Annotated in this window: 10 protein-coding genes; all 10 read left to right on the top strand. The window is 40.7% G+C overall.

What is annotated here, in order from left to right:
* Positions 1 to 111 precede the first annotated feature (111 nt).
* Positions 112 to 4,218, top strand: coding sequence for a hybrid sensor histidine kinase/response regulator transcription factor (locus tag ACZZZK_RS04670; RefSeq protein WP_463483120.1), 4,107 nt, complete (start codon positions 112 to 114; stop codon positions 4,216 to 4,218).
* Between the two features lie 130 nt (positions 4,219 to 4,348).
* The gene (locus ACZZZK_RS04665) at positions 4,349 to 6,289 is read left to right on the top strand and encodes a sialate O-acetylesterase (RefSeq protein WP_463483119.1); all 1,941 of its coding nucleotides are present in this window, start codon (positions 4,349 to 4,351) and stop codon (positions 6,287 to 6,289) included.
* A gap of 233 nt (positions 6,290 to 6,522) precedes the next feature.
* Positions 6,523 to 7,410 carry a sialate O-acetylesterase gene (locus tag ACZZZK_RS04660; protein ID WP_463483118.1) on the top strand — a complete coding sequence of 296 codons (888 nt, stop codon included), beginning with the start codon at positions 6,523 to 6,525 and terminating at the stop codon, positions 7,408 to 7,410.
* Positions 7,407 to 10,007, top strand: coding sequence for a glycoside hydrolase family 31 protein (locus ACZZZK_RS04655; protein ID WP_463483117.1), 2,601 nt, complete (start codon positions 7,407 to 7,409; stop codon positions 10,005 to 10,007). The genes ACZZZK_RS04660 and ACZZZK_RS04655 overlap by 4 nt, the downstream gene beginning before the upstream one ends.
* A gap of 33 nt (positions 10,008 to 10,040) precedes the next feature.
* The gene (locus ACZZZK_RS04650) at positions 10,041 to 11,009 is read left to right on the top strand and encodes a glycoside hydrolase family 43 protein (RefSeq protein WP_463483116.1); all 969 of its coding nucleotides are present in this window, start codon (positions 10,041 to 10,043) and stop codon (positions 11,007 to 11,009) included.
* Between the two features lie 66 nt (positions 11,010 to 11,075).
* Positions 11,076 to 13,019: an alpha/beta hydrolase-fold protein gene (locus ACZZZK_RS04645; protein WP_463483115.1), complete on the top strand. Its 1,944-nt coding sequence runs from the start codon at positions 11,076 to 11,078 to the stop codon at positions 13,017 to 13,019.
* Positions 13,020 to 13,039: 20 nt separating this feature from the next.
* On the top strand, positions 13,040 to 15,457 hold the full coding sequence (locus ACZZZK_RS04640) for a glycoside hydrolase family 127 protein (protein ID WP_463483114.1): 2,418 nt from the start codon (positions 13,040 to 13,042) through the stop codon (positions 15,455 to 15,457).
* 30 nt (positions 15,458 to 15,487) lie between these two features.
* The gene (locus ACZZZK_RS04635) at positions 15,488 to 17,971 is read left to right on the top strand and encodes a glycoside hydrolase family 95 protein (protein WP_463483113.1); all 2,484 of its coding nucleotides are present in this window, start codon (positions 15,488 to 15,490) and stop codon (positions 17,969 to 17,971) included.
* A 92-nt stretch (positions 17,972 to 18,063) separates the two neighbouring features.
* Positions 18,064 to 19,620, top strand: coding sequence for a glycoside hydrolase family 43 protein (locus tag ACZZZK_RS04630; protein WP_463483112.1), 1,557 nt, complete (start codon positions 18,064 to 18,066; stop codon positions 19,618 to 19,620).
* Between the two features lie 278 nt (positions 19,621 to 19,898).
* Complete coding sequence (locus ACZZZK_RS04625; protein WP_463483111.1) at positions 19,899 to 21,581, top strand: glycoside hydrolase family 43 protein; 1,683 nt, start codon at positions 19,899 to 19,901, stop codon at positions 21,579 to 21,581.
* Positions 21,582 to 21,936: the final 355 nt, after the last annotated feature.

Here is a 21,936-nt window from a genome sequence, read left to right as displayed (position 1 = left end):
ACTTTACCAACCATTATATTCTCTTTTTTCAAGACATCAAAATCGTGGATTCACCTTTGTATATCAAAGCCGGGCTTCACAAGGAACTTATTGTGTTTATTGTTATTGCATTTGACTTTTATTGGGTTAATTCAGGCCCAACAGCCAAACCTGAACTTTACATCCTTACAAATTAAAGATGGTCTATCTTCAAATACAGTTAATGCAATAGTCAAAGACCATTTCGGCTTAATGTGGTTTGGTACCGAGGACGGGCTTAACAAATATGACGGAAGTAATTTCACAGTTTACCGCTTTAAAGCCGATGATCCATCTGGTTTGCAGGCAAATGACATTAGGGCGTTACATGAGGATAAGTTTGGGAATTTATGGATTGGTACATCCGGTGGTTCATTAAGTCTGTTCGATCGCAAAAAGGATAAGTTTATCACTTTTCCTGCCAAAGTTGCAGGAGGTTTAAGCAGCGATATCATTCTTTCCATAACCAGTGATTACCGAGGCAAACTTTGGGTAGTCACTTATAATGGTGTTGATGAAATCGACCCTGAAACAAAAAAGATCAAAAATCATATTAACCAGTCTGCACGCAAAGGGACTACGCCGCTGCTATCTTTTACTTGCTTGTTTGAGGATAGTAAACGCCGCCTGTGGATTGGTTCTACCGATGGCGTGTATTTATATAACAGGAAAAATCATAAGTTCAACATCTATAGGCATAAACCTCAGGATCCCTCATCAGTGAGTGAAAATCACATTTCAGCCATTGCGGAAGATCAATCAGGTAATATATGGTTCGGAACAAACAACAGTGGTCTGTGTAAAATGCTGCCCGAAGAAAGAAAATTCAAATTGTTTTCCAGTAAAGTAGGAGATAATAGTAGTCTTACCAACAATAGTATCAGAAGTTTAGCGATCGACAAAAACAATCATCTGTGGGTAGGCACTGAAGATGGCTTGAATATTATTGATATTCAAAGTGAATCCATTTGGCATTATAAACCAAATTCAAGAAGCAGCTACAGCCTGACAGGCAAGGCAATCAGTTGCATTTATATAGATGATCAGGGTATTTACTGGCTTGGACCATTTCATGGCGGTATTAGTAAGTATGATACAAATTTGAACCTGTTTAATCTTAAACAGAGTAATATTCTGGACAAGAATGGATTGAGCGCTTCGGTGGTGACTTCATTTGCACCCTACAACGACCAGATTTTTGTCGGAACTGATGGTGGAGGCCTTAATCTTTTTAATCCCCGCACGGCGCTGGTGGAGCGGTTCAGTACGGCATTAAGCAATGGCATGAACCTCAATAATCTCTCCATCATGACCTTAGCTGTTACCAGAAATCATAAACTTTATATTGGAACTTATTCCAATGGATTGGTCATCAAAGATTTGCTGAGAAATGAGATCAAGCAAATCAAGAAAAACGAAAAAGGAGATGGCTTAAATTCCAACGATATATTTTCCATCAAAGAAGATAGTAAGGGGCGAATATGGGTTGGTACCAATGGTGGCGGGATAAACCTGATGGATGCCACTAATAAGGTAATAGTGCGGTATCGCAAAAATCCGGTTTTGACAAACGATCAAGATTTTCCCGGTAATAATTTTATTCGCTTTATTGAGGAGGACAACAGCGGTAATATCTGGATAGGTACTTATGGTTCTGGTATTTCGATATTTAATCCTGCTACAGCTAAATTTTCGGTGCTGAATAAAGCAAGGAATAAATTGCCAAATGATTTAACGCTTTCAGTGCTGAAAGACCATAAAGGAAATTTATGGGTAGGTACATTTAGTGGTGGCTTAAGTTTGTTCGATCGTCAAAAAAACAGCTTTCTAAATTTTTCAGAAGATGCTGGTTTGAATAATTCTACTGTTTATGCTATCGTAGAAGATGAACAGGGACAAATTTGGGTGAGTACTAATAAAGGCATCAGTTGCTTTGATCAAAAATCAAAGCGATTTACCAATTATACCGTGTACAACGGTGTTCAAAATAATAATTTTGTCCGCGGGGCGGGGATTAGAACAGCAGAAGGAGAGATTTATTTCGGGGGGGCTGATGGTTTTAATTATTTCAATCCCAAATATTTCAAGAAAAATAAGAGTATTCCCTCTGTTCTGTTAACAGATTTGAAAATCGCCAATATATCGGTAATTCCAAGTATTGACGGTGCCATACAGGAGCAAATTTCTATTGCAAAAGATATATACCTTGATTTTAAACAGAACTTTACGTTAAGTTATGTAAGCGTTAATTACACCTCGCCGGAAGATAATCAGTATGCTTATAAATTGGAAGGTTTTGATAAGGACTGGATCCATGTTGGTTCTGCCAAGTCGGTATCCTACACAAACCTCGATCCCGGCGATTACGTTTTCCGTGTAAAGGCGAACAATAATGATGGCCTCCGGGAAGACTCGGAAACTTCGGTTAGGATCCATGTTCGTCCTCCTTTCTGGCGCAGTATTTACGCTTACGTTTTTTATCTCACCTCCATCGTTGGCGCAATCCTTTACCTTCGCCATAGAGGCATCGAAAAGCTTAAAAGAAATTTTGCGCAGGTACAGGAAAAAATGAGGGCCGAGCAATTGTTGGAGCAGCAACGAATTGAAGCAGAGCAATTGAGGGCACTTGATAAGCTTAAAATTAAATTTCTTACCAATTTAAGTCATGAATTCAGGACCCCACTTTCCTTAATTATCGGCCCAATTGATAGACTTGTTGCTGAACATAGTGAGGAGCAGATCACAAGTCCCTTATTGATGATTAAGAGAAATACCAGAAGACTACTCAATCTGGTTAATCAAATTCTTGATTTCAGGAAGATTGAGGATAAAGAACTTAAGCTCAATGCCGTAGAAACAGATATGGTTGCCTTTGTTAAAGAGGTGCTGGAATCCTTTAACGATTTGAGCGAACGCAAGCAGATACAATTGGTGTTCAAAAGTCAGTTTCGGTATTTTAAGGTACCTTTTGATCAGGATAAAATCGAGCGTGTACTTTTCAATCTCCTCTCAAATGCTTTTAAATTCACACCAACGGGTGGAGATATTTCCGTTGAGCTGGAGCAGATTGCCCCTTTAGATCAGTCGGAGGCCTCTATATTGGTAATCAAAGTGGCTGATACCGGAATTGGAATGTCGGAAAAGGATCTCAAACAGATTTTCAACCGGTTTTTTCAGGCAGATGGTATTGCGCCGATATTGAATCAGGGAAGCGGAATTGGGCTCTCCATTGCGCAAGAATTTGTAAAACTTCATGGCGGAGAGATTTCGGTTAAAAGTGAGGAAGGAGAGGGAAGCGTTTTTGCTATTACAATCCCTTTCACCAATGTTGATTTTGGGGAGGAACTGCTGATTGATTTTTCTGGTGCTCAGAACAATGCTGCATCGGAAAAAGCCGAGCCATTGGCGGATGAGCAGCTAAATACAGAAATTCCCGCTATTTTGCTGGTAGAGGATAATGAAGACTTCCGGTCGTATCTTCGGGATGGATTGCGGCCTTTTTACAAAGTATACGAGGCAGCCAACGGACAAGAAGGATGGCAAAAAGCATTATCCAATCATCCTCAAATTATTGTAAGCGATATTAATATGCCTTATATGAACGGCATTGAACTGTGCGAAAAGGTGAAGACAGATAAACGCACCAACCACATTCCAATTATCTTATTAACCGCACTTACAGGAGAAGAGCAACAACTTAAAGGGTTGGAAACAGGGGCTAATGATTACCTCAGCAAACCTTTCAATTTCGAGATCCTGAATGCTAAAATTAAAAATCTGCTTTCGCTGAACAAACGGCTTCGCGATACTTATACAAAACAAATTAAAGTCCAGGCGCCAGAGTTGGTTATTGAATCTCATAGTGACAGGTTATTGAACAAAATCGCATTTTATATCGATGAAAACCTCAACAACCCTAAACTATCTGTAGAAGATCTCAGCAGGCATGTTGGCATGAGCCGCGGAAGTCTTTATCATAAGATTCTTGAATTAACCGGACTCTCTCCGGTGGAATACATCCGTACAGTAAAATTGGAGAAAGCAAAGGTACTTCTGGAGAAAAGCGATTTAAACGTATCTCAAATTGCCTATATGGTGGGTTTTGCTACACCTAATTATTTTGCCAAATCTTTTAAGTTGAAGTTTAACATGCAGCCTTCAGAATATATTAATCTCAAAAGGAAAGTAGATGTCAGATAAATTTGCAGAAAGCTAAAGAAGCCTATTTCGGGCCTATTTTTGAACATTTTTGATGCTAATTTATTCAAATCTGCATATTGCCCGCTGGTAAATCAGATAAATTAGCAGGATGATATAATTCCATTTTACGATGAACCAGATTAGATACACACTACTATGTTTTAGCCTTTGTTTTGTGATAGCAGTAAGTGCCCAAGCCGAAATCAGTTTACCTGCTATTATTTCTGATCACATGATTTTGCAGCGAGACACGCCGTTGAAGATTTGGGGATGGGCTTCTTCAGGAGAGCAGGTGACCTTACTTTTCAATGGTCGGAAATTCAAAGCAATGGCTGGGAAAGATAAGCGTTGGTTAATCCGCTTGCCTGCTGTAAAAGCTGGCGGACCTTACCGGATGGAATTTTCAGGAACAAATAAGATTGCGGTAAACAATATCTTATTCGGTGATGTGTGGCTTTGTGCCGGACAATCTAACATGGTTCACCAGTTGAAAATTCATAACATAACCTATGCTAAGGATATCGCTTCTGCTGATTTTACGCAGATCAGGCAATTCTGGGTGCCCACGGCAACTGATTTGAAAGGCCCCTCAAAAGATTTGTTCAAAAGTGAATGGAAATCTGCTACAAAAGAGGCGATCAATGATTTTTCAGCAGTAGCCTATTTTTTTGCCCGAAAGATATATCAAGAACACAAAATCCCTATCGGAATTATCAACTCAAGTGTTGGCGGTACAACAATAGAGGCCTGGACGGGGGCGGAGGGACTGAGGCAATTTGACGATTATCAACGCTTGATTGAACGCAATAAAGACACCGCCGAAGTGAACCGAGTTAATGCCGCGGCCCGTGCCAGCCAGTCGCAACCCGCCGCAGTTGCAGATAAAGGCTTAACCGAACCAGTGAAATGGTTTGATCCGGCATACGCCCCAAAAGGTTGGAGGAATTTCTATTTGCCGGGATATTGGGAAGATCAGGGCATTCGGGATCTCGACGGTGTGGTTTGGTTTAGAAAAGAAATTCAAGTGCCAGCGGAAATGACTGGAGTTTCCGCATTTTTTCAACTGGGCAGGATCATTGATGCAGATCGGCTGTATGTTAACGGTATCCAGGTGGGTTCAACTGGTTATCAATATCCTCAAAGAAGATATACTGTTGCCGCAGGAGTGCTAAAACCTGGCAAAAATATTTTGGTTATTCGTATAGAGAATTCAGGGGGCAAAGGTGGTTTTGTGCCAGATAAGCCTTATTCAATTACGGCCGATAATCAATCACTGGATTTGAAAGGTGAATGGCTTTACAAGGTAGGTGCAGCATACCGACCTGCATTTAAAACCGGACCCTTTGCAATTCAGGAGCAGGCTCAACCTTCAGCACTTTTTAACGCCATGATTGCCCCAATTAGTCAATATGGTTTAAAAGGTGTGTTATGGTATCAGGGGGAAAGTAATGTAGGCAACGCCGTGGCATATAAAAAGCTTTTGTCAGGATTAATTGAAGATTGGAGAAAACAGTTTCAGCTTCCGAATCTTCCTTTCTACTATGTTCAGTTGCCTAATTATGGCGATACCAGATATCAGCCAGGAGAAAGCGGCTGGGCAATGTTAAGAGAAGCAGCGTTGGAAACCTTGAAGCTGCCCTACACCGGCATGGCTGTTACCATTGATTTGGGTGAATGGAACGACATCCATCCGGACAATAAAAAAGATGTTGGAGAACGGCTGGCGCTGATTGCGCAAAAATGGAATTATGGTGTTAAAAATCTGGTCTTTTCCGGGCCAATTTATACTTCTTCTGTAGTGAATGGCAATCAAATTACCATACACTTTGATCATATTGGATCAGGACTTAAATCAATAGATGGCGGAGCACTTTCACAGTTTGAGATTGCAGGAGCAGATAAGAAATTTGTTTGGGCAGAAGCAGAAATTAAAGGCAATCAGGTAATTGTTCATTCAACTCAGGTTCCGCAACCTTTATATGTGCGATATGCCTGGGCAGATAATCCAGTCAACCCCAATTTGTACAACAATGAAAATCTTCCGGCTTCGCCATTTCGTACTGATCGTTAAGCTATATATGGTCATAGGGGTTCTGTGAAATGGATCTAAATTCATCAGTTTGCTTTGATTGTATCGAAATGGTTACTTCGGCGGTTAAGTGTAAACAAATTTTCTATAATAATCATCAAAACTTCCCGCCTTGAACAGTGGTATATCCTAGTTTTATCCCTTGGGTTTTCTGGCATACCTGATCATTGATGAGTTGGTCAGTCTTCCAGAATTGCCAATTCAATTTTTATATTATGAATTGTAGGATACTTCTAACCAAAGTTTTATTAGTTGATGTGCTAAAATTAATCAGCTTAACTGCTGCGTTCGTTTCTATAACCTCATTTGTGTCTTTCGCACAAGATCCAAATTACCATATCTATTTATGCATTGGGCAATCCAATATGGAAGGTAATGCCCGTTTCGAAGCAGAAGATACTGTTGGCGTTGATCCCCGTTTTCAGCTGCTGCAAGCGGTAAACTGCCCTGATTTAAAAAGAGAAATGAATAAATGGTACACGGCTGTTCCGCCATTAACCAGATGCAATACCGGATTAACACCAGTAGATTATTTCGGACGCAGCCTGGTGGCCAACCTTCCTAAAAAGGTTAAGGTAGGCGTTGTCGTAGTGGCTGTTGGTGGCTGTAAAATAGAATTGTTTGATAAAGAAAATCAAGATACATATATCGCTACAGCGCCAGACTGGATGAAAGGAATGCTTAAACAATACGATAACCGCCCATACGGACGTCTTGTCGATTTGGCAAAGGAAGCACAGAAGAAAGGCGTAATTAAAGGAATTCTGCTCCATCAGGGCGAATCCAATACCGGTGATAGTTTGTGGGTAAGTAAGGTTAAAAAGGTTTATGATAACCTGCTTAGCGATCTTCATTTAAAAGGCAATGATGTGCCATTATTGGCAGGTGAGGTAGTGAACGCAGAACAAAACGGCGTTTGTGCAAGCATGAACAGGATCATTGCTAGACTGCCACAAACCATTCCAAATGCCTATGTCATTTCTTCTGAAGGCTGTACCGCTGCCCCCGATAAGTTACATTTCAATGCAGCTGGATACCGTGAACTTGGTAAACGTTACGCAACGCAGATGCTTGCCTTATTAAAACGCCCCGATAAAAAATGAAGAACTTAATTGTGTTTTTGTTGCTGATTTCATCCTTCCAGGGTTTTTCTCAACGCTATCAAAACCATCTTTTGGAAAAAGATCGCGTAATCATTTACCTCGATGAAGGCAAGCTTACCATTATTCCGTTAGCTGCAAAAGCCGTAAGGGTATTGTTTAGTAAGGCGCTTTTGCCAGAAAAACAAGAATTTGTTTTCTTGAAGAACAATACTAAAACGCCGTTTAAAATTAATGAGACCCCAAAAAGCCTGACAATAGCAACTGTTGGGATGAATGTCGTCTTCGATAAAGCTTCGGGTTACTTACAATATAGTGATCTTTCCAATCGTGTGTTTTTAAAAGAAATAGCGGGCGGCAAACGCTTAAGTGAAAGCATTATATCAGGTGAAAAGTGTTACATCGCTACGCAGCATTTTGACTCGCCAACCAATGAATCTTTATTCGGATTGGGACAATTTCAGGATGGGCAGTATAATTTAAAAAACATTCCACGCCAGCTCATTCAGGTGAACACCCAGATTGCGATACCGTTCTTATATTCAAGTAGAGGTTATGGAATCCTCTGGCATCAATATGGCCTTACAGATTTTAATCCTGCCGACGAAGAGATTCAACTGGCCAGACAATTATCGGGAACAACAGCGCAAAATGAAGTTGAAGTAACAACTACTTCTGGAACGCAAAAAGTATCTCAACAGGAAGCCATTTATACTGGAACGATGCAAGTTCCCGTTTCTGGAAAGTACGCCTTTATGCTCAATTTAGGTGCCATGGAAAGCCGGCATTTGCTTTTGATAGATGGAAAGCCGTACATAGACCAGGCCAATCTATGGCTCCCTCCGGCTGCAGGAACCTTAATTGATTTGGATAGCGGCATCCATCAAATAAAAGTAGTCTGCAAAAACAAAAACACACCGAAACTCACGTTTAAACCCGCTGCAAACGAAACCGTTTTCCGTTCTCCCAATGCTAAATCGCTCGATTATGTGGTGTTCGCTGGAAAAAGCGCAGATGAGGTGATTGCCGGCTATCGAAAATTAACAGGCAATGTGCCAATGTTACCCATGTGGGCATTCGGCTTTTGGCAATGCAGAGAACGCTATACTTCAGGAGCACACCTGGTGAATACAGTAGCTGAATTCCGAAAAAGAAATCTTCCTGTGGATGTCATCGTTCAAGACTGGCAATACTGGGGCAAATATGGATGGGGAGTGCCTAAATTTGATGAAAGTAATTACCCTAATCCGAAAGGATTTATTAAAAATCTTCACGATCTCCATGCCCGTTTTTCTATTTCTGTTTGGGAAAATATCGATCAAAAATCTGAAATAGCGAAACCTTATCTTGCTAAAAATCTCTACATACCCAATAGTCCGTGGATTGATATTTTTAATCCTGAAACGCAAAAACTTCATTGGAACGTACTGGATTCAAATCTTTTCAATAAAGGGGTAGATTCCTGGTGGATGGATGCTACCGAACCCGAAAATGATGCCCTTGTTAGTAAGAAAACTTACTTTGGCCCCGGAGACTTTTATCGCCTTGTTTATCCTTTCTTCGTTAGTCAGGCGGTTTATCATGGGCAACGAAACAGCAACCCTGGCAAAAGGGTGGTTACGCTCACCCGTTCTGCCTTTCCTGGGCAACAGCGATTTGGTACCATCAATTGGTCTGGAGATATTGGCTGGAATTGGGATACCTACAAAAGGCAAATCGTTGCCGGATTGAACTATTCCTTAACAGGGATGCCATATTGGACCACAGATATCGGTGGGTTTTTTAGGCCAGGCAAGAGCCAGTATGCTGATGTTAAATACCATGAAATACTAACGCGTTGGTTTGAATGGGGTGCATTTAACCCGATTTTTAGAATACATGGTTATCAATCGGAAACAGAACCCTGGAAATATGGCCCTGTTGTGGAAGAAAATATGCGTAAAATACTTGATTTACGCTATCGCCTGATGCCGTACATTTATGCTGAAGCCTGGAAGGTTAGTCATGAAGGTGCTACGATGATGCGTCCGCTGGTGATGGATTTTGATAAGGATACCACAGCAATCTCCACCAGGGAAGAATACATGTTCGGCAAATCATTTCTCGTTGCTCCGGTTACTGAGCCTGGCGTAAATACCTGGAAAGTTTATCTTCCTAAAGCCTCAGGATGGTATAATTTCTGGACAGCGGAGTTTCATCATGGCGGAAAACACCTCGCTACTTCATCCCCTTTGGGTAAAATTCCGCTATTTGTTAAAGCCGGATCTATAATCCCTATGGGCGAAGCCGTGCAATATACCCAGGAAAAAGATAATGATTTACTTGAAATAAGGGTGTATGAAGGACAAGATGCTCGTTTTGAATTATATGAAGACGAAGGCGATAATTATGAATATGAAAAAGGAAAATATAGTATAATCCCCTTCTTCTGGAATGAGCGAAGAAGATCCCTGGAAATTGGGGGCCAGATAGGCAATTACCCTGGCAGTTTAACCAAAAGAACATTCAAAGTTGTTTTCATCGGTAAAAATGCTCAGGCTAAACCATATGGAACCGTCAAAACAATCTCTTATCGAGGCCAAAAGTTGATCATCAAATAATTAACGTAAATACTAACCAAATCAATTACATATATGAAATTCAGCCATCTAATTAAACTCTTTATCCTGGCTTCCTGTTACGCGAATGGTTTACAAGCCCAGAATCCCATCATCAGCAATATTTTTACAGCAGATCCTGCACCACTTGTATATAAAAATACGGTTTACCTTTATACAGGACACGATACCGCCTCGGTAAAAGATACCAACTATAAAATGCCCAATTGGCATGTGTTTTCTTCGCAAAATATGGTTGATTGGAAAGACCATGGAACCTTGCTTTCACCCAAAACGTTTTCATGGGCAGGAGGGGATGCTTACGCCGCCCATTGTATTTATAGAGATGGCAAGTTCTATTGGTATGTTTCTACAGGGCATCAAAAAAATGCCGAAAGTGGCGGCGGGATGGCCATTGGTGTGGCGGTTTCAGATAGCCCTACCGGTCCATTTAGAGATGCCATCGGAAAAGCGCTCATTACCAATGAAATGACAAAAGATAAAAAGCACGGTTGGGATGATATAGACCCAACCGTATTTATTGATGATGATGGCCAGGCTTACCTTTTTTGGGGGAATGGTAGTTGTAAAAGTGTTAAACTCAAAAAAAACATGACCGAGCTTGATGGCCCCATAACCGTACTGGATATCAAGAATTACATTGAAGGCCCTTGGATATATAAACGAAAAGGCAACTATTACCTGGTGTATGCAGGAGCAGGTACCAAGCCGGAAATGATTGAGTATTGCATGTCTAAAAGACCGCAGGGGCCTTGGGAATATAAAGGTATTATTCAGGAAAATGTGCCAAATAGTTTCACTACGCATCCAGGTATTATTGATTTCAAAGGAAAATCCTATTTCTTTTATCACAATGGCGCTTTACCAACTGGTGGCAGTTACCGCAGATCAATATGTATCGATTATATGCACTATAATTCTGATGGTACCATTCAGAAGATTGTTCAAACTGAACAGGGCGTTGCTGCGGCAGGAAAACGCTAAACTTCACCAATAAATCCTGAACCGATTACATCAGTCATCACTCTCCAAATTATAAACTAACCAGATATGATTAAATTTATTCGACCTTCACATTTTTTGATTCCCTTGATTACCGGGTTATCAATAGTGTTTAATTTTAGTATACATGCGCAAAATATCGTTACGCCCGGTCCGGCAGAATTCGATGTTTTGAAACCAGGTATCCCTCATGGGAAGATAGATACCATTACCTATCCATCTAAAACGGTTGGGAACGATCGCAAAGCATTGGTTTACACTCCGCCAGGATACTCCAAAAGCAAAAAAATACCGGTTTTGTATTTGCTACACGGCATTGGCGGTGATGAAAAGGAATGGTTAAACGGCGGGAAACCACAGCATATTCTTGATAATCTTTATGCCGAAGGAAAGATAGCCCCAATGTTGGTGGTGATGCCCAATGGCAGAGCTATGAAAGACGACCGGGCAAATGGAAATATCATGGCAAAGGATAAGGTGGAAGCTTTTGCCAATTTCGAGAAAGATCTATTAAACGATCTGATACCATTCGTTGAAAAGAAATTCAGTGTTTACAAAGACCGCGAGCACCGGGCAATTGCTGGCTTATCTATGGGGGGAGGCCAATCGTTAAATTTCGGGCTGGGAAATCTGGACAAGTTTGCATGGGTTGGTGGTTTTTCTTCTGCTCCAAATACCAAATCACCTGCGGATTTAGTGCCAGACACTAAGAAGGCAAAAGAAATGCTCAAGCTGCTTTTTATTTCCTGTGGCGCTAGCGATAACCTCGTTAGTTTCAGTAAGCGTACACACGATTACCTAAAGAAGAATGACGTACCACACATTTATTTTATAGAGCCAGGGGTACACGATTTTAAAGTCTGGAAAGATGGTTTGTATATGTTTTCACAACTGATTTTTAAATCTGTGGATACCGCTAGCTTTTCTAAATATCCGGTGGCGGGAGCACCTGCTTCAACTAATATCGGTTCAAATCGATATCCCCAGATTTTAGATGATCACCGGGTAATATTCAATGTACTGGCACCTGAGGCGCAAAAAGTGCAGGTAGATTTAGGGCGAAAATACGATATGGTCAAAGACAATCAGGGAAAATGGACAGCTACAACCGATTCTATTGGAGAAGGGTTTCATTATTATTCTATAATTATTGATGGCCTGCCAGTTGCAGATCCGGCAAGTAAAACATATTATGGAATGGGAAGAATGGCCAGCGGCATTGAAATCCCTTTTGCCGGCGGTAGCTACTATGCCTTAAAAGATCTACCGCATGGCGATCTCCGGATCAAAAAGTATTATTCTAAAATTACCAATTCATGGAGGCAGTTTTATGTTTACACGCCACCTGGCTACGATGCCAACACGCAGGGGAAATATCCGGTGTTGTATATTGTTCATGGAGGAGGTGAAGACGAAACAGGGTGGGCAAATCAAGGCAAAACCGATTTAATATTGGATAATCTCATTGCTGCTCAAAAAGCTAAACCGATGTTAATCGTAATGCCTGATGCCAATGTGGGTGGCTCGGCCTTTGCTGAAAGCGGCTTAAAAACTTTTGAATCTGAACTGAAAGAGGTGATTATTCCTTTGGTAGAAAAAACCTACCGAACCAAAACTGATGCAGCAAACCGGGCATTGGCCGGCTTATCTATGGGTGGGATGCATACCCTATACACCGGAATTAAAAACACGGCAGACTTTGCCTATCTCGGCGTATTTAGCTCGGGTTGGATTGCAGGTCGACAGCAGGAGGTTGCAGATGCGCAATATGATTTTATGAAAAGTAACCGGGAAAAAATAAACGCTAACCTTAAACAATTTTGGATTGCTATGGGCGGCAAAGAAGATATTGCCTACAATAATTGCCAGGTAATGTTGGCTAAACTTAAAAGCCTGGATATCAGATACACTTACCAGGAATATCCTGGTGGACATACCTGGCCGGTATGGCGAAATAATCTTTATCAGTTTTCATCTTTGCTGTTTAAATAACAGTCCCAAAATCATTATTTATGATCGTACCAATTAAATCTGCTATCAACAAAAATATAAAAAAACTGGTTTGCACAATCTTGCTCCCGGCAGCATTTTATCAAACCTTGCTTGCGCAAGATAAGCTATATAATAATGCCTTTCCACTGGAGCAGGTTACCTTAAAAAATGGTCCTTTTCTTCACGCCCGCGACCTCAACATGCAAACACTTTTAAGCTATGATGTTGACAGGTTGCTGTATCCTTATAGAAAAGAAGCTGGTCTGCCAATAGTAAAAGAAGGTTACAAAAACTGGGATGGTTTGGATGGGCATGTTGGCGGGCATTATTTATCTGCACTTGCCTTCAATTATGCATCTACTGGTAACCCGGAATGTAAAAAAAGAATAGATCACATGATTGCGGTATTAAAAGAATGCCAGAACAAAAACACTAAAGAACGGAGCGATTGGGCATCAGGCTATGCAGGAGGTGTTCCTAATGGTACTGAAATATGGTCAACTCTAAAAGAAGGAAACTTTAAAGCATATAAGGCGGCTTGGGTGCCTTGGTATAATGTGCACAAAACTTTTGCCGGTTTAAGAGATGCTTGGGTTTATGGCAAAAGTGATGTGGCAAAAGAAGTATTCCTTAAATTTTGCGATTGGGCAATAGCCGTTACCGCAAAACTTTCGGCGCAACAGATGCAGGAAATGCTTGATACTGAGCATGGAGGGATGAATGAAGTGCTGGCAGATGCTTACCAGCTTACCGGCAATCAAAAATATTTAACAGCAGCGGTTCGTTTTTCACATCAAATGCTACTTAATCCTATGGCCAGGCATCAGGATAATCTTGATAACAAACATGCCAACACACAAGTTCCGAAAGCGGTTGGCTTTCAACGTATAGGAGAATTAAATCATGATGATGTTTATGAAAAATCAGGACAATTTTTTTGGGAGACAGTAACCGGAAAACGAAGCCTTGCGTTTGGTGGTAACAGTCGTAGAGAATTTTTTCCGAGCGCAACAGCAACGTCTGATTTTATAGATGATGTGGAAGGACCTGAAACCTGCAACACTTACAATATGCTCAAGCTAACAGAAGGTTTATTTAGGGAAAAGCCTGATGCAAGATATGCAGATTATTATGAGAAGGCGCTCTATAATCATATCCTTTCTACGCAGCATCCTGAGCATGGTGGATACGTATATTTTACGCCCGCAAGGCCGAGACACTATCGGGTGTATTCGGCCCCAAATCAGGGCATGTGGTGTTGTGTGGGTAGCGGTATGGAAAATCACAGCAAATACAATGCTTTTATTTATACCCACCAACGCGATTCTTTATACTTGAATTTATTTATTGCTTCTGAACTGGATTGGAAAGAAAAGAAAATTAAACTGAAGCAGGAAACCAGTTTTCCCGATGAGGAACGAAGCCGCCTGGTGGTAAGCGATGGCAACGCAACATTTACGCTGATGCTCAGACATCCTTCATGGCTCAAAAAAAATGAGATGGAAGTTAAAATCAATGGAAAAAAAATAAATTATACCTTAACTGCTTCGGCTTACATTGCCATCAAACGCAGTTGGAAAAAAGGAGATGTGCTCGAATTCAGCTTGCCAATGGAATCGACTGTAGAGCGTTTGCCAAACCTGCCAGAATATGTTGCAATTATGCATGGACCTATCTTGCTTGGTGCTAAAACAAAGACAGAAAAACTAACTGGTTTGGTTGCGAATGATAGTCGCTGGGGACATATTGCAAGTGGACAGAAACTTCCAATTGATAAAGCACCCATTTTAATTGATCAGGATATTACTAAAATTTCGGACAAATTAGCCCCAATTACTGGACAACCAATGCACTTTTCTTTTGTAAACGAAAAAATTGTTAATCAAGAGCCCTTAGCACTAGAACCATTTTACCGTATTCATGATTCGAGATACATGATGTATTGGATGGCCTTAACGCCCAACCAATATGTTAGCTACGTTGATTCTGTAAAAAAATCGGAAACCGAGAAGATGCATTTGTCTGCTCGGACCCAAGATTTTGTTGCCCCTGGTGAGCAGCAGCCGGAAGTAGATCACCAGATGAGAAGTGAGTTTTCCAGAAGTGGATCTTACCTTGATGAATTTTGGCGGGATGCCAACAATGGTGGTTATTTTAGCTATCAGTTGAACACAAACGGTTTGGAAAATTTATTGCTTAACGTACGATATTATACCACAGGGAATGCCAATGAGAAATTTGACATCTTAATTGATGATAAAAAATGGCAAACGATCGACATGGCTTCGGTACAAAACAAACGTGGCTTTTACAATCAAGAATATCCAATCCCTGCAGCTTTGCTTAAAGGCAAGAAAAATATTACCTTGAAATTTGCATCAGTTGATAGAAAAGCCACGCCCCGGGTTTATTACGTTAGGTTGGTAAAACCACAATAAACATTTCTTTAACATAACCTGAATATTGTGATGAAAGACCAAAAATTTTGGCTATTCCTGTTACTTTTTTTAGATATTTCTGTCACCGCTTTGTATGCTCAGCAACCCAAACGTTTGCCGCTTAAGCTTTGGTATGATCAACCGGCTGGTAAAACTTGGGAAAATGCGCTGCCCATTGGAAATGGAATGCTTGGCGCAATGATTTATGGAAATGTAACAAAAGAGATTATAAAACTAAATGAACATACACTTTGGAGTGGTGGTCCATATCAGAATGACGTTCCTGAAACCATCAATTATCTTCCTGAAATCAGGCGATTGATTTTTGATGGAAAACATAAAGAAGCAGAGAATCTAGCCAATAAAGTCATGTTTGGAAAAAAATCATCCGGGCAGATTTTCCAGCCTGCCGGGAACCTCGAACTCAGTTTTACAAAGCAGGAAGTTTACCAAAATTACAAGCGTGAGCTCGATCTCGAAAAAGCAATCTGCAAAACAACCTATACTGTTGATGGCGTAAACTACACCCGAACTGCCTTTGCCGCTTTTGGTAACCGCGTTGTGGTCATGCGCCTTACTGCGAACAAACCAGGCCAGATTTCATTCTCGGCAGGTTACAGTACTCCCCATAAAAAAGTTGCTATTGCCACTTCCGAAACCGATAAGCTGATAATGAAAGGTGTTTCGAGCGATCATGAAGGGGTGAAAGGATTAATCAAATACCAGTTGATGAGTCAGTTTAAAAATGAGGGAGGTACAATCAGTTCAACAGACAGCACAATCAGTGTTAAAGGAGCTAACGCCGTTACGATTTACATTTCCATCGCCACTAATTTCAATAACTATCAAGATATAAGCAGCGATGCCGCTGCTCGTGCCGCCATGTATTTAAAGCAGTCTGCAGCAAAAACCTATGTAGAGATTTTGAATACCCACACAGGGATCTATCAAAAATATTTTAATCGTGTACAGCTTGATCTTGGCACCACACCAGCAGCCAATTTGCCAACAGATCAGCGGCTTGCAAATTTTAGAAAAGTTTCTGATCCAGCCTTTGTATCACTTTATTATCAGTTCGGAAGATATCTATTAATCAGTTCCTCCCAGCCTGGTGGCCAGCCAGCAAACTTACAAGGCATCTGGAATGATAAGTTATACCCGGCCTGGGATAGTAAATACACCATCAATATCAATGCCCAAATGAATTACTGGCCTGCGGAGCCTGCCAATCTTACAGAACTGCATGCGCCATTTTTAAAAATGGTTAAAGAACTTGCAGAAACAGGTGCCGTTACGGCCAGAAATATGTATGGAACAAGGGGGTGGGTGGCACATCACAATACCGATATATGGAGAAGTACGGGGCCTGTTGATGGTGCATTCTGGGGCATTTGGAATGGCGGTGGCGGTTGGACAAGCCAACACCTATGGCAACATTATCTTTATAATGGCGACAAAAACTATCTTAAAACGCTCTATCCGGTGATGAAAGGAGCTGCAATGTTCTATAAAGATTTCCTGGTGGTTCATCCAAAATATAAATGGCTGGTGGTAAATCCTGGTACTTCACCAGAAAATGCGCCGAAAGCGCATGGTGGTTCATCACTTGATGCCGGAACCACAATGGATAACCAAATTGTTTTTGATGTATTCTCATCCGTTATCCAGGCAGCTAAAATCCTGAAGGTAGATCAGAAATTTACAGATAGTTTGGTAAGTATGCGGGCGCAGTTGCCTCCAATGCATATCGGGAAATACGGACAGCTGCAGGAATGGCTGGATGATATAGACAGTCCTGATGACAAACACCGCCACATTTCACACTTGTACGGGCTTTTTCCTTCCAATCAAATCTCACCTTACCGTACCCCCTTACTTTTTTCTGCCGCTAAAAATACGCTGCTGCAGCGTGGAGATGTATCAACAGGGTGGAGCATGGGCTGGAAAATTAATTGGTGGGCGAGAATGCAGGATGGTAATCATGCCTATCAGATAATCCAAAATCAGTTAACGCCATTGGGCATAAACGTCGGGGGTGGCGGAACTTACAATAATCTTTTTGATGCGCATCCGCCTTTTCAAATTGATGGAAACTTTGGTTGCACTTCAGGGATAACCGAAATGCTGATGCAAAGTGCTGATGAAGCGCTGCACCTATTACCGGCACTCCCAGACCAATGGAAAAAGCAAGGATTAGTAAAAGGATTAAGGGCGAGGGGTGGCTTCGAAGTGCAGGAAATGGTTTGGGCAAATGGCAAGTTACTTAAAGTAATTCTAAAATCAGTTATTGGTGGAAACCTGCGGTTGAGGGTGCCAAACCAACTAAAAGGCGACGGGTTTTTATTGAAAAAAGCAAAAGGCCGAAATGCTAATCCATTGTATACGGTTGCAGAAACGCCTGATGCCTTATTATCAGAAAATGCAATCACCAGCCATCTGGTTTTGCAGCAAAGCTTCCTTTATGATATGCCAACTTCGGCTGGCAAATCGTATACACTGCGCATCAATAATTAATTCATTAAAATATGGCATATTTCACAAAATGGAACGTGAGTAAAGTCAATCCAAACACCATTTTTTTATCCTCTATCTAATTACAAATCAGAATGAATAAAATAATTATTTTTTGCTTGCTTTCAATTTCTTGTTTGGGTTTTCAGTTATTCGCACAAAAAGCGCAGAACCCGGTCATTTATGCCGATGTGCCTGATCTCTCAATGATCCGCGTGGGTAAAAATTATTACATGAGCAGTACTACAATGCACATGAGTCCGGGCCTTCCTATTATGAAATCAAATGATCTAATTAATTGGCAAATGCTTGGTTATGCTTATGATACCTTAGCTAATGTAGATGCATTAAATCTGGTTAATGGTAAAACTGCTTATGGTAAAGGTTCTTGGGCCAGTAGTCTGCGTTATCACAATGGAACTTTTTATGTGAGTACTTTCGCTCAGACTACAGGAAAAACTACGCTATTCAGCACCAAAGATATTGAAAAGGGAAACTGGAACCGGGTTGATTTTAAACCAAGTTTGCACGATCATTCCTTGTTTTTTGATAACGGAAAAGCATACATGATTTATGGTACCGGGAAAATCAGAATGGTGGCACTGAACAAAGACCTTAGTGGTATTGATATTGAATTTCCGGAGCGTGTTCTGATTGAAGATGCCGGCCTGCCTTCAGGAAATTCGGGAGGTTTACCCGCTGAAGGATCGCAAATGTTTAAAATAAAGGGTAAGTATTATCTGTTCAATATTACCTGGCCGAGAGGAGGAATGCGGACGGTTGTTGTTCATCGTTCTGATCAACTTTTTGGTCCATATGAAGGGAAAGTAATCCTTCAGGATAAAGGTGTTGCGCAAGGTGGTTTAATTGATACGCCTGATGGTAACTGGTTTGCATACTTATTCAGGGATAATGGCGCCGTGGGAAGAATTCCTTACCTGGTACCAGTAAAATGGGAAGACGGCTGGCCAGTGTTAGGAAATAATGGTCGGGTACCAGATAGCCTCAACCTATCTGAAAGTAAAGGTCTAATTCCTGCTATTTCTGCTGCTGATGAATTTACACGGAAAAAAGGAGACCGCGATTTGCCGCTAGTTTGGCAGTGGAATCACAATCCAGATGCGAAAAATTGGTCAGTAAACAAAAGAAAGGGCTTCCTTCGCTTAACTACAGGCCGTATCGACTCCAGCTTTTTAACAGCTAGAAATACGCTTACCCAAAGAACACTAGGTCCCTTTTCATCCGCTAACATTGCTTTGGATGTTCAAAACATGAAAAACGGCGATTATGCAGGGTTGGGCATTCTACAGAAAAATTTTGGACAAGTGGGTGTTAAGGTTATTAACGGTAAAAAATCGATTGTATTTACCGATTTTTCAAGTGAAAAAAACACTTTTGTTAGCGCAATTCCTCTGATGCAAGATAACATATTCTTTAAAGTCGACTGCGACTTTACCAATCGAAAAGATTTAGCGACTTTTTTCTATAGTCTGGACGGAAAGGATTGGAAAAACATTGGGAATTCAATAAAAATGAGCTATACCATCCCACATTTTATGGGTTATCGATTTGCTTTATTCAACTATGCGCATGATGAAATTGGAGGATTTGCAGATTTTGATTACTTCCGCATATCACAAAGTGAAAAATAGATAGCCGCAAAAGGTAAAAAAAGTTTTTATGTTGGAATTTGAACAATAGTGCTAGCATTTTCATCATTCGTTCAATCTCAGGATAGGTGATAGACCTATCTTCGAAACCTATAAAAGGTGGTGTAACTGTGTTTTCAGCACAATACATCATGAAGGATAACCAATATATAAACTCATTTATGAACAAACCATTTGCAAATCTTTTCTTCAATTTCAGGCATCGCCTAAGAAAAAATTCTTCTGCTAGGCTTATGCTTGCAACTGCACTAATCTGCGGTATGCTAACTTTATTAAGCGCATTCACGAAATATACCGACAGCCTTAAACGACTACCTCCGGCCACACCTGTTTTTAGCAATTATATTTATCAGGGTGATGATGATATTTACAAAAAATACCCGCTGAAATCTGATGAATTTTACACACCCATTCTTCAGGGTTGTTATCCGGATCCAAGTATTACCAAAAAGGGAGATGACTATTATTTAGTAGTTTCCTCTTTTGCATTTTTTCCTGGCGTACCCATCTTCCATTCAAAAGATTTGGTAAACTGGACACAATTGGGCCACGTGCTAGACCGCACATCACAGCTAAAAGTAGAACGTTCGGGTATGAGCGCAGGGATTTATGCACCCTCTATTTTATACAACAAACTAAATGATACGTTTTATATGATCACTACACAAATTGCTGGCGGGATGGGCAATATGGTAGTAAAAACTAAAGATCCGGCAAAAGGGTGGAGTGAGCCATACAAACTTAAATTTGATGGCATCGATCCTTCTTTATTTTTCGATGATAACGGAAAAGCGTATGTGGTGCATAATGATGCCCCTGAAAAAGAATTGTATCAGGGACACCGTGCCATTAAAATCTGGGAGTATGATCTGGCGAATGATCAGATTATACCAGGTACTGATAAAATTATTGTAAACGGTGGAGTAGATTTAAGTAAACGTCCGATTTGGATTGAAGCTCCTCACATTTATAAAAAGAATAACAAATATTACCTGATGTGCGCTGAAGGTGGAACTGGAGGAGCACATAGCGAAGTAGTTTTTGTCAGCGATAATGCAAAAGGGCCTTACGTACCATCGGCGCAAAACCCTATCCTTAGTCAGCGCCATCTTCCTGCAAAAAGAACTGATAAAATAGATTGGGCCGGACATGCAGACTTGGTGGAAGGACCTAACGGTAATTACTACGGCGTATTTTTAGGAATCAGGCCTAATGAAAAAGACCGCGTAAATACTGGCCGAGAAACTTATTTACTTCCTGTAAACTGGGATGGCGAGTTTCCAATCTTCGAAGGCGGTTTGGAACCACTAAAAACAAAGTTGAAAATGCCAGCCGGAGTAAAAAACAATACCGGCAAGCAAGGCTTTTTTCCAAACGGTAACTTTACCTTTCGCGATCAGTTTTCATCAGCAAAACTGGATTACAGATGGATTGGACTTAGAGGGCCAAGAGAAGGCTTTGCCTCAACAACATCAAAAGGACTGATGATAAAACCTTATGCTGTAGATGTTAAAGCAGCAGAACCTATTTCTGCATTGTTTCAGCGCCAGCAGCACAACAACTTTTCTGCTACAGTAACCATGAATTACAAACCTGACTCGGAAAAAGATCTGGCAGGAATTGTTTGTTTACAAAAGGAAAGTTATCACTATGTGTTTGGTGTAACCAAGAAAGACGATAGCTATTATCTTTTGCTGCAGCGCACAGAAGACAATGCCTCGACTATATTGGCTAAAGTTAAAATTGATGTAAATAAACCAATTGACCTAAAGGTTTCGGCAAAAGGTGATGATTATACTTTTAGTTACGCAATGGGAGATAAGAAATTCAACAATCTCGGTGGAACCGTTTCTGGAGATATTTTGTCGACAAATGTAGCCAAGGGATTTACAGGTGCGTTAATAGGTTTGTATGCTACCTCTGCAAGTAAAGTTGCGCTTTAGTTTGCATTTGCAAAGCTCTTATACGATTGCATAAGAAGGAAATAGCAAACAATTGCACACATCAAATTTATCAAACTATAAAATTTCGGGTAATTCTGCATTAAATAAATAATAATAACGCTCAAAATCGGTCTCTGCAATCGTTTGCAGAGACCTTAAACATCAGTGTCATCATTTTGAACAATTGTACCATCAATCCAAAATCGACCAAATTACTTTTATCAAACTAATTACAAAACTCCTCTCTAACTAAGTGGAGTACCTAACCAAATAAGTAATGAATAGCAATCTGATTAATGCCGGTTTCGTGTGTGATTGATTTTGGTAGGCAATTTTTTGTGCTGCTGATCAATAT

Source organism: Pedobacter sp. AC163, assembly GCF_979258665.1.
Note: the sequence above shows the minus strand (reverse complement) of the source record. Positions and strands in the feature narration are given on the sequence as shown.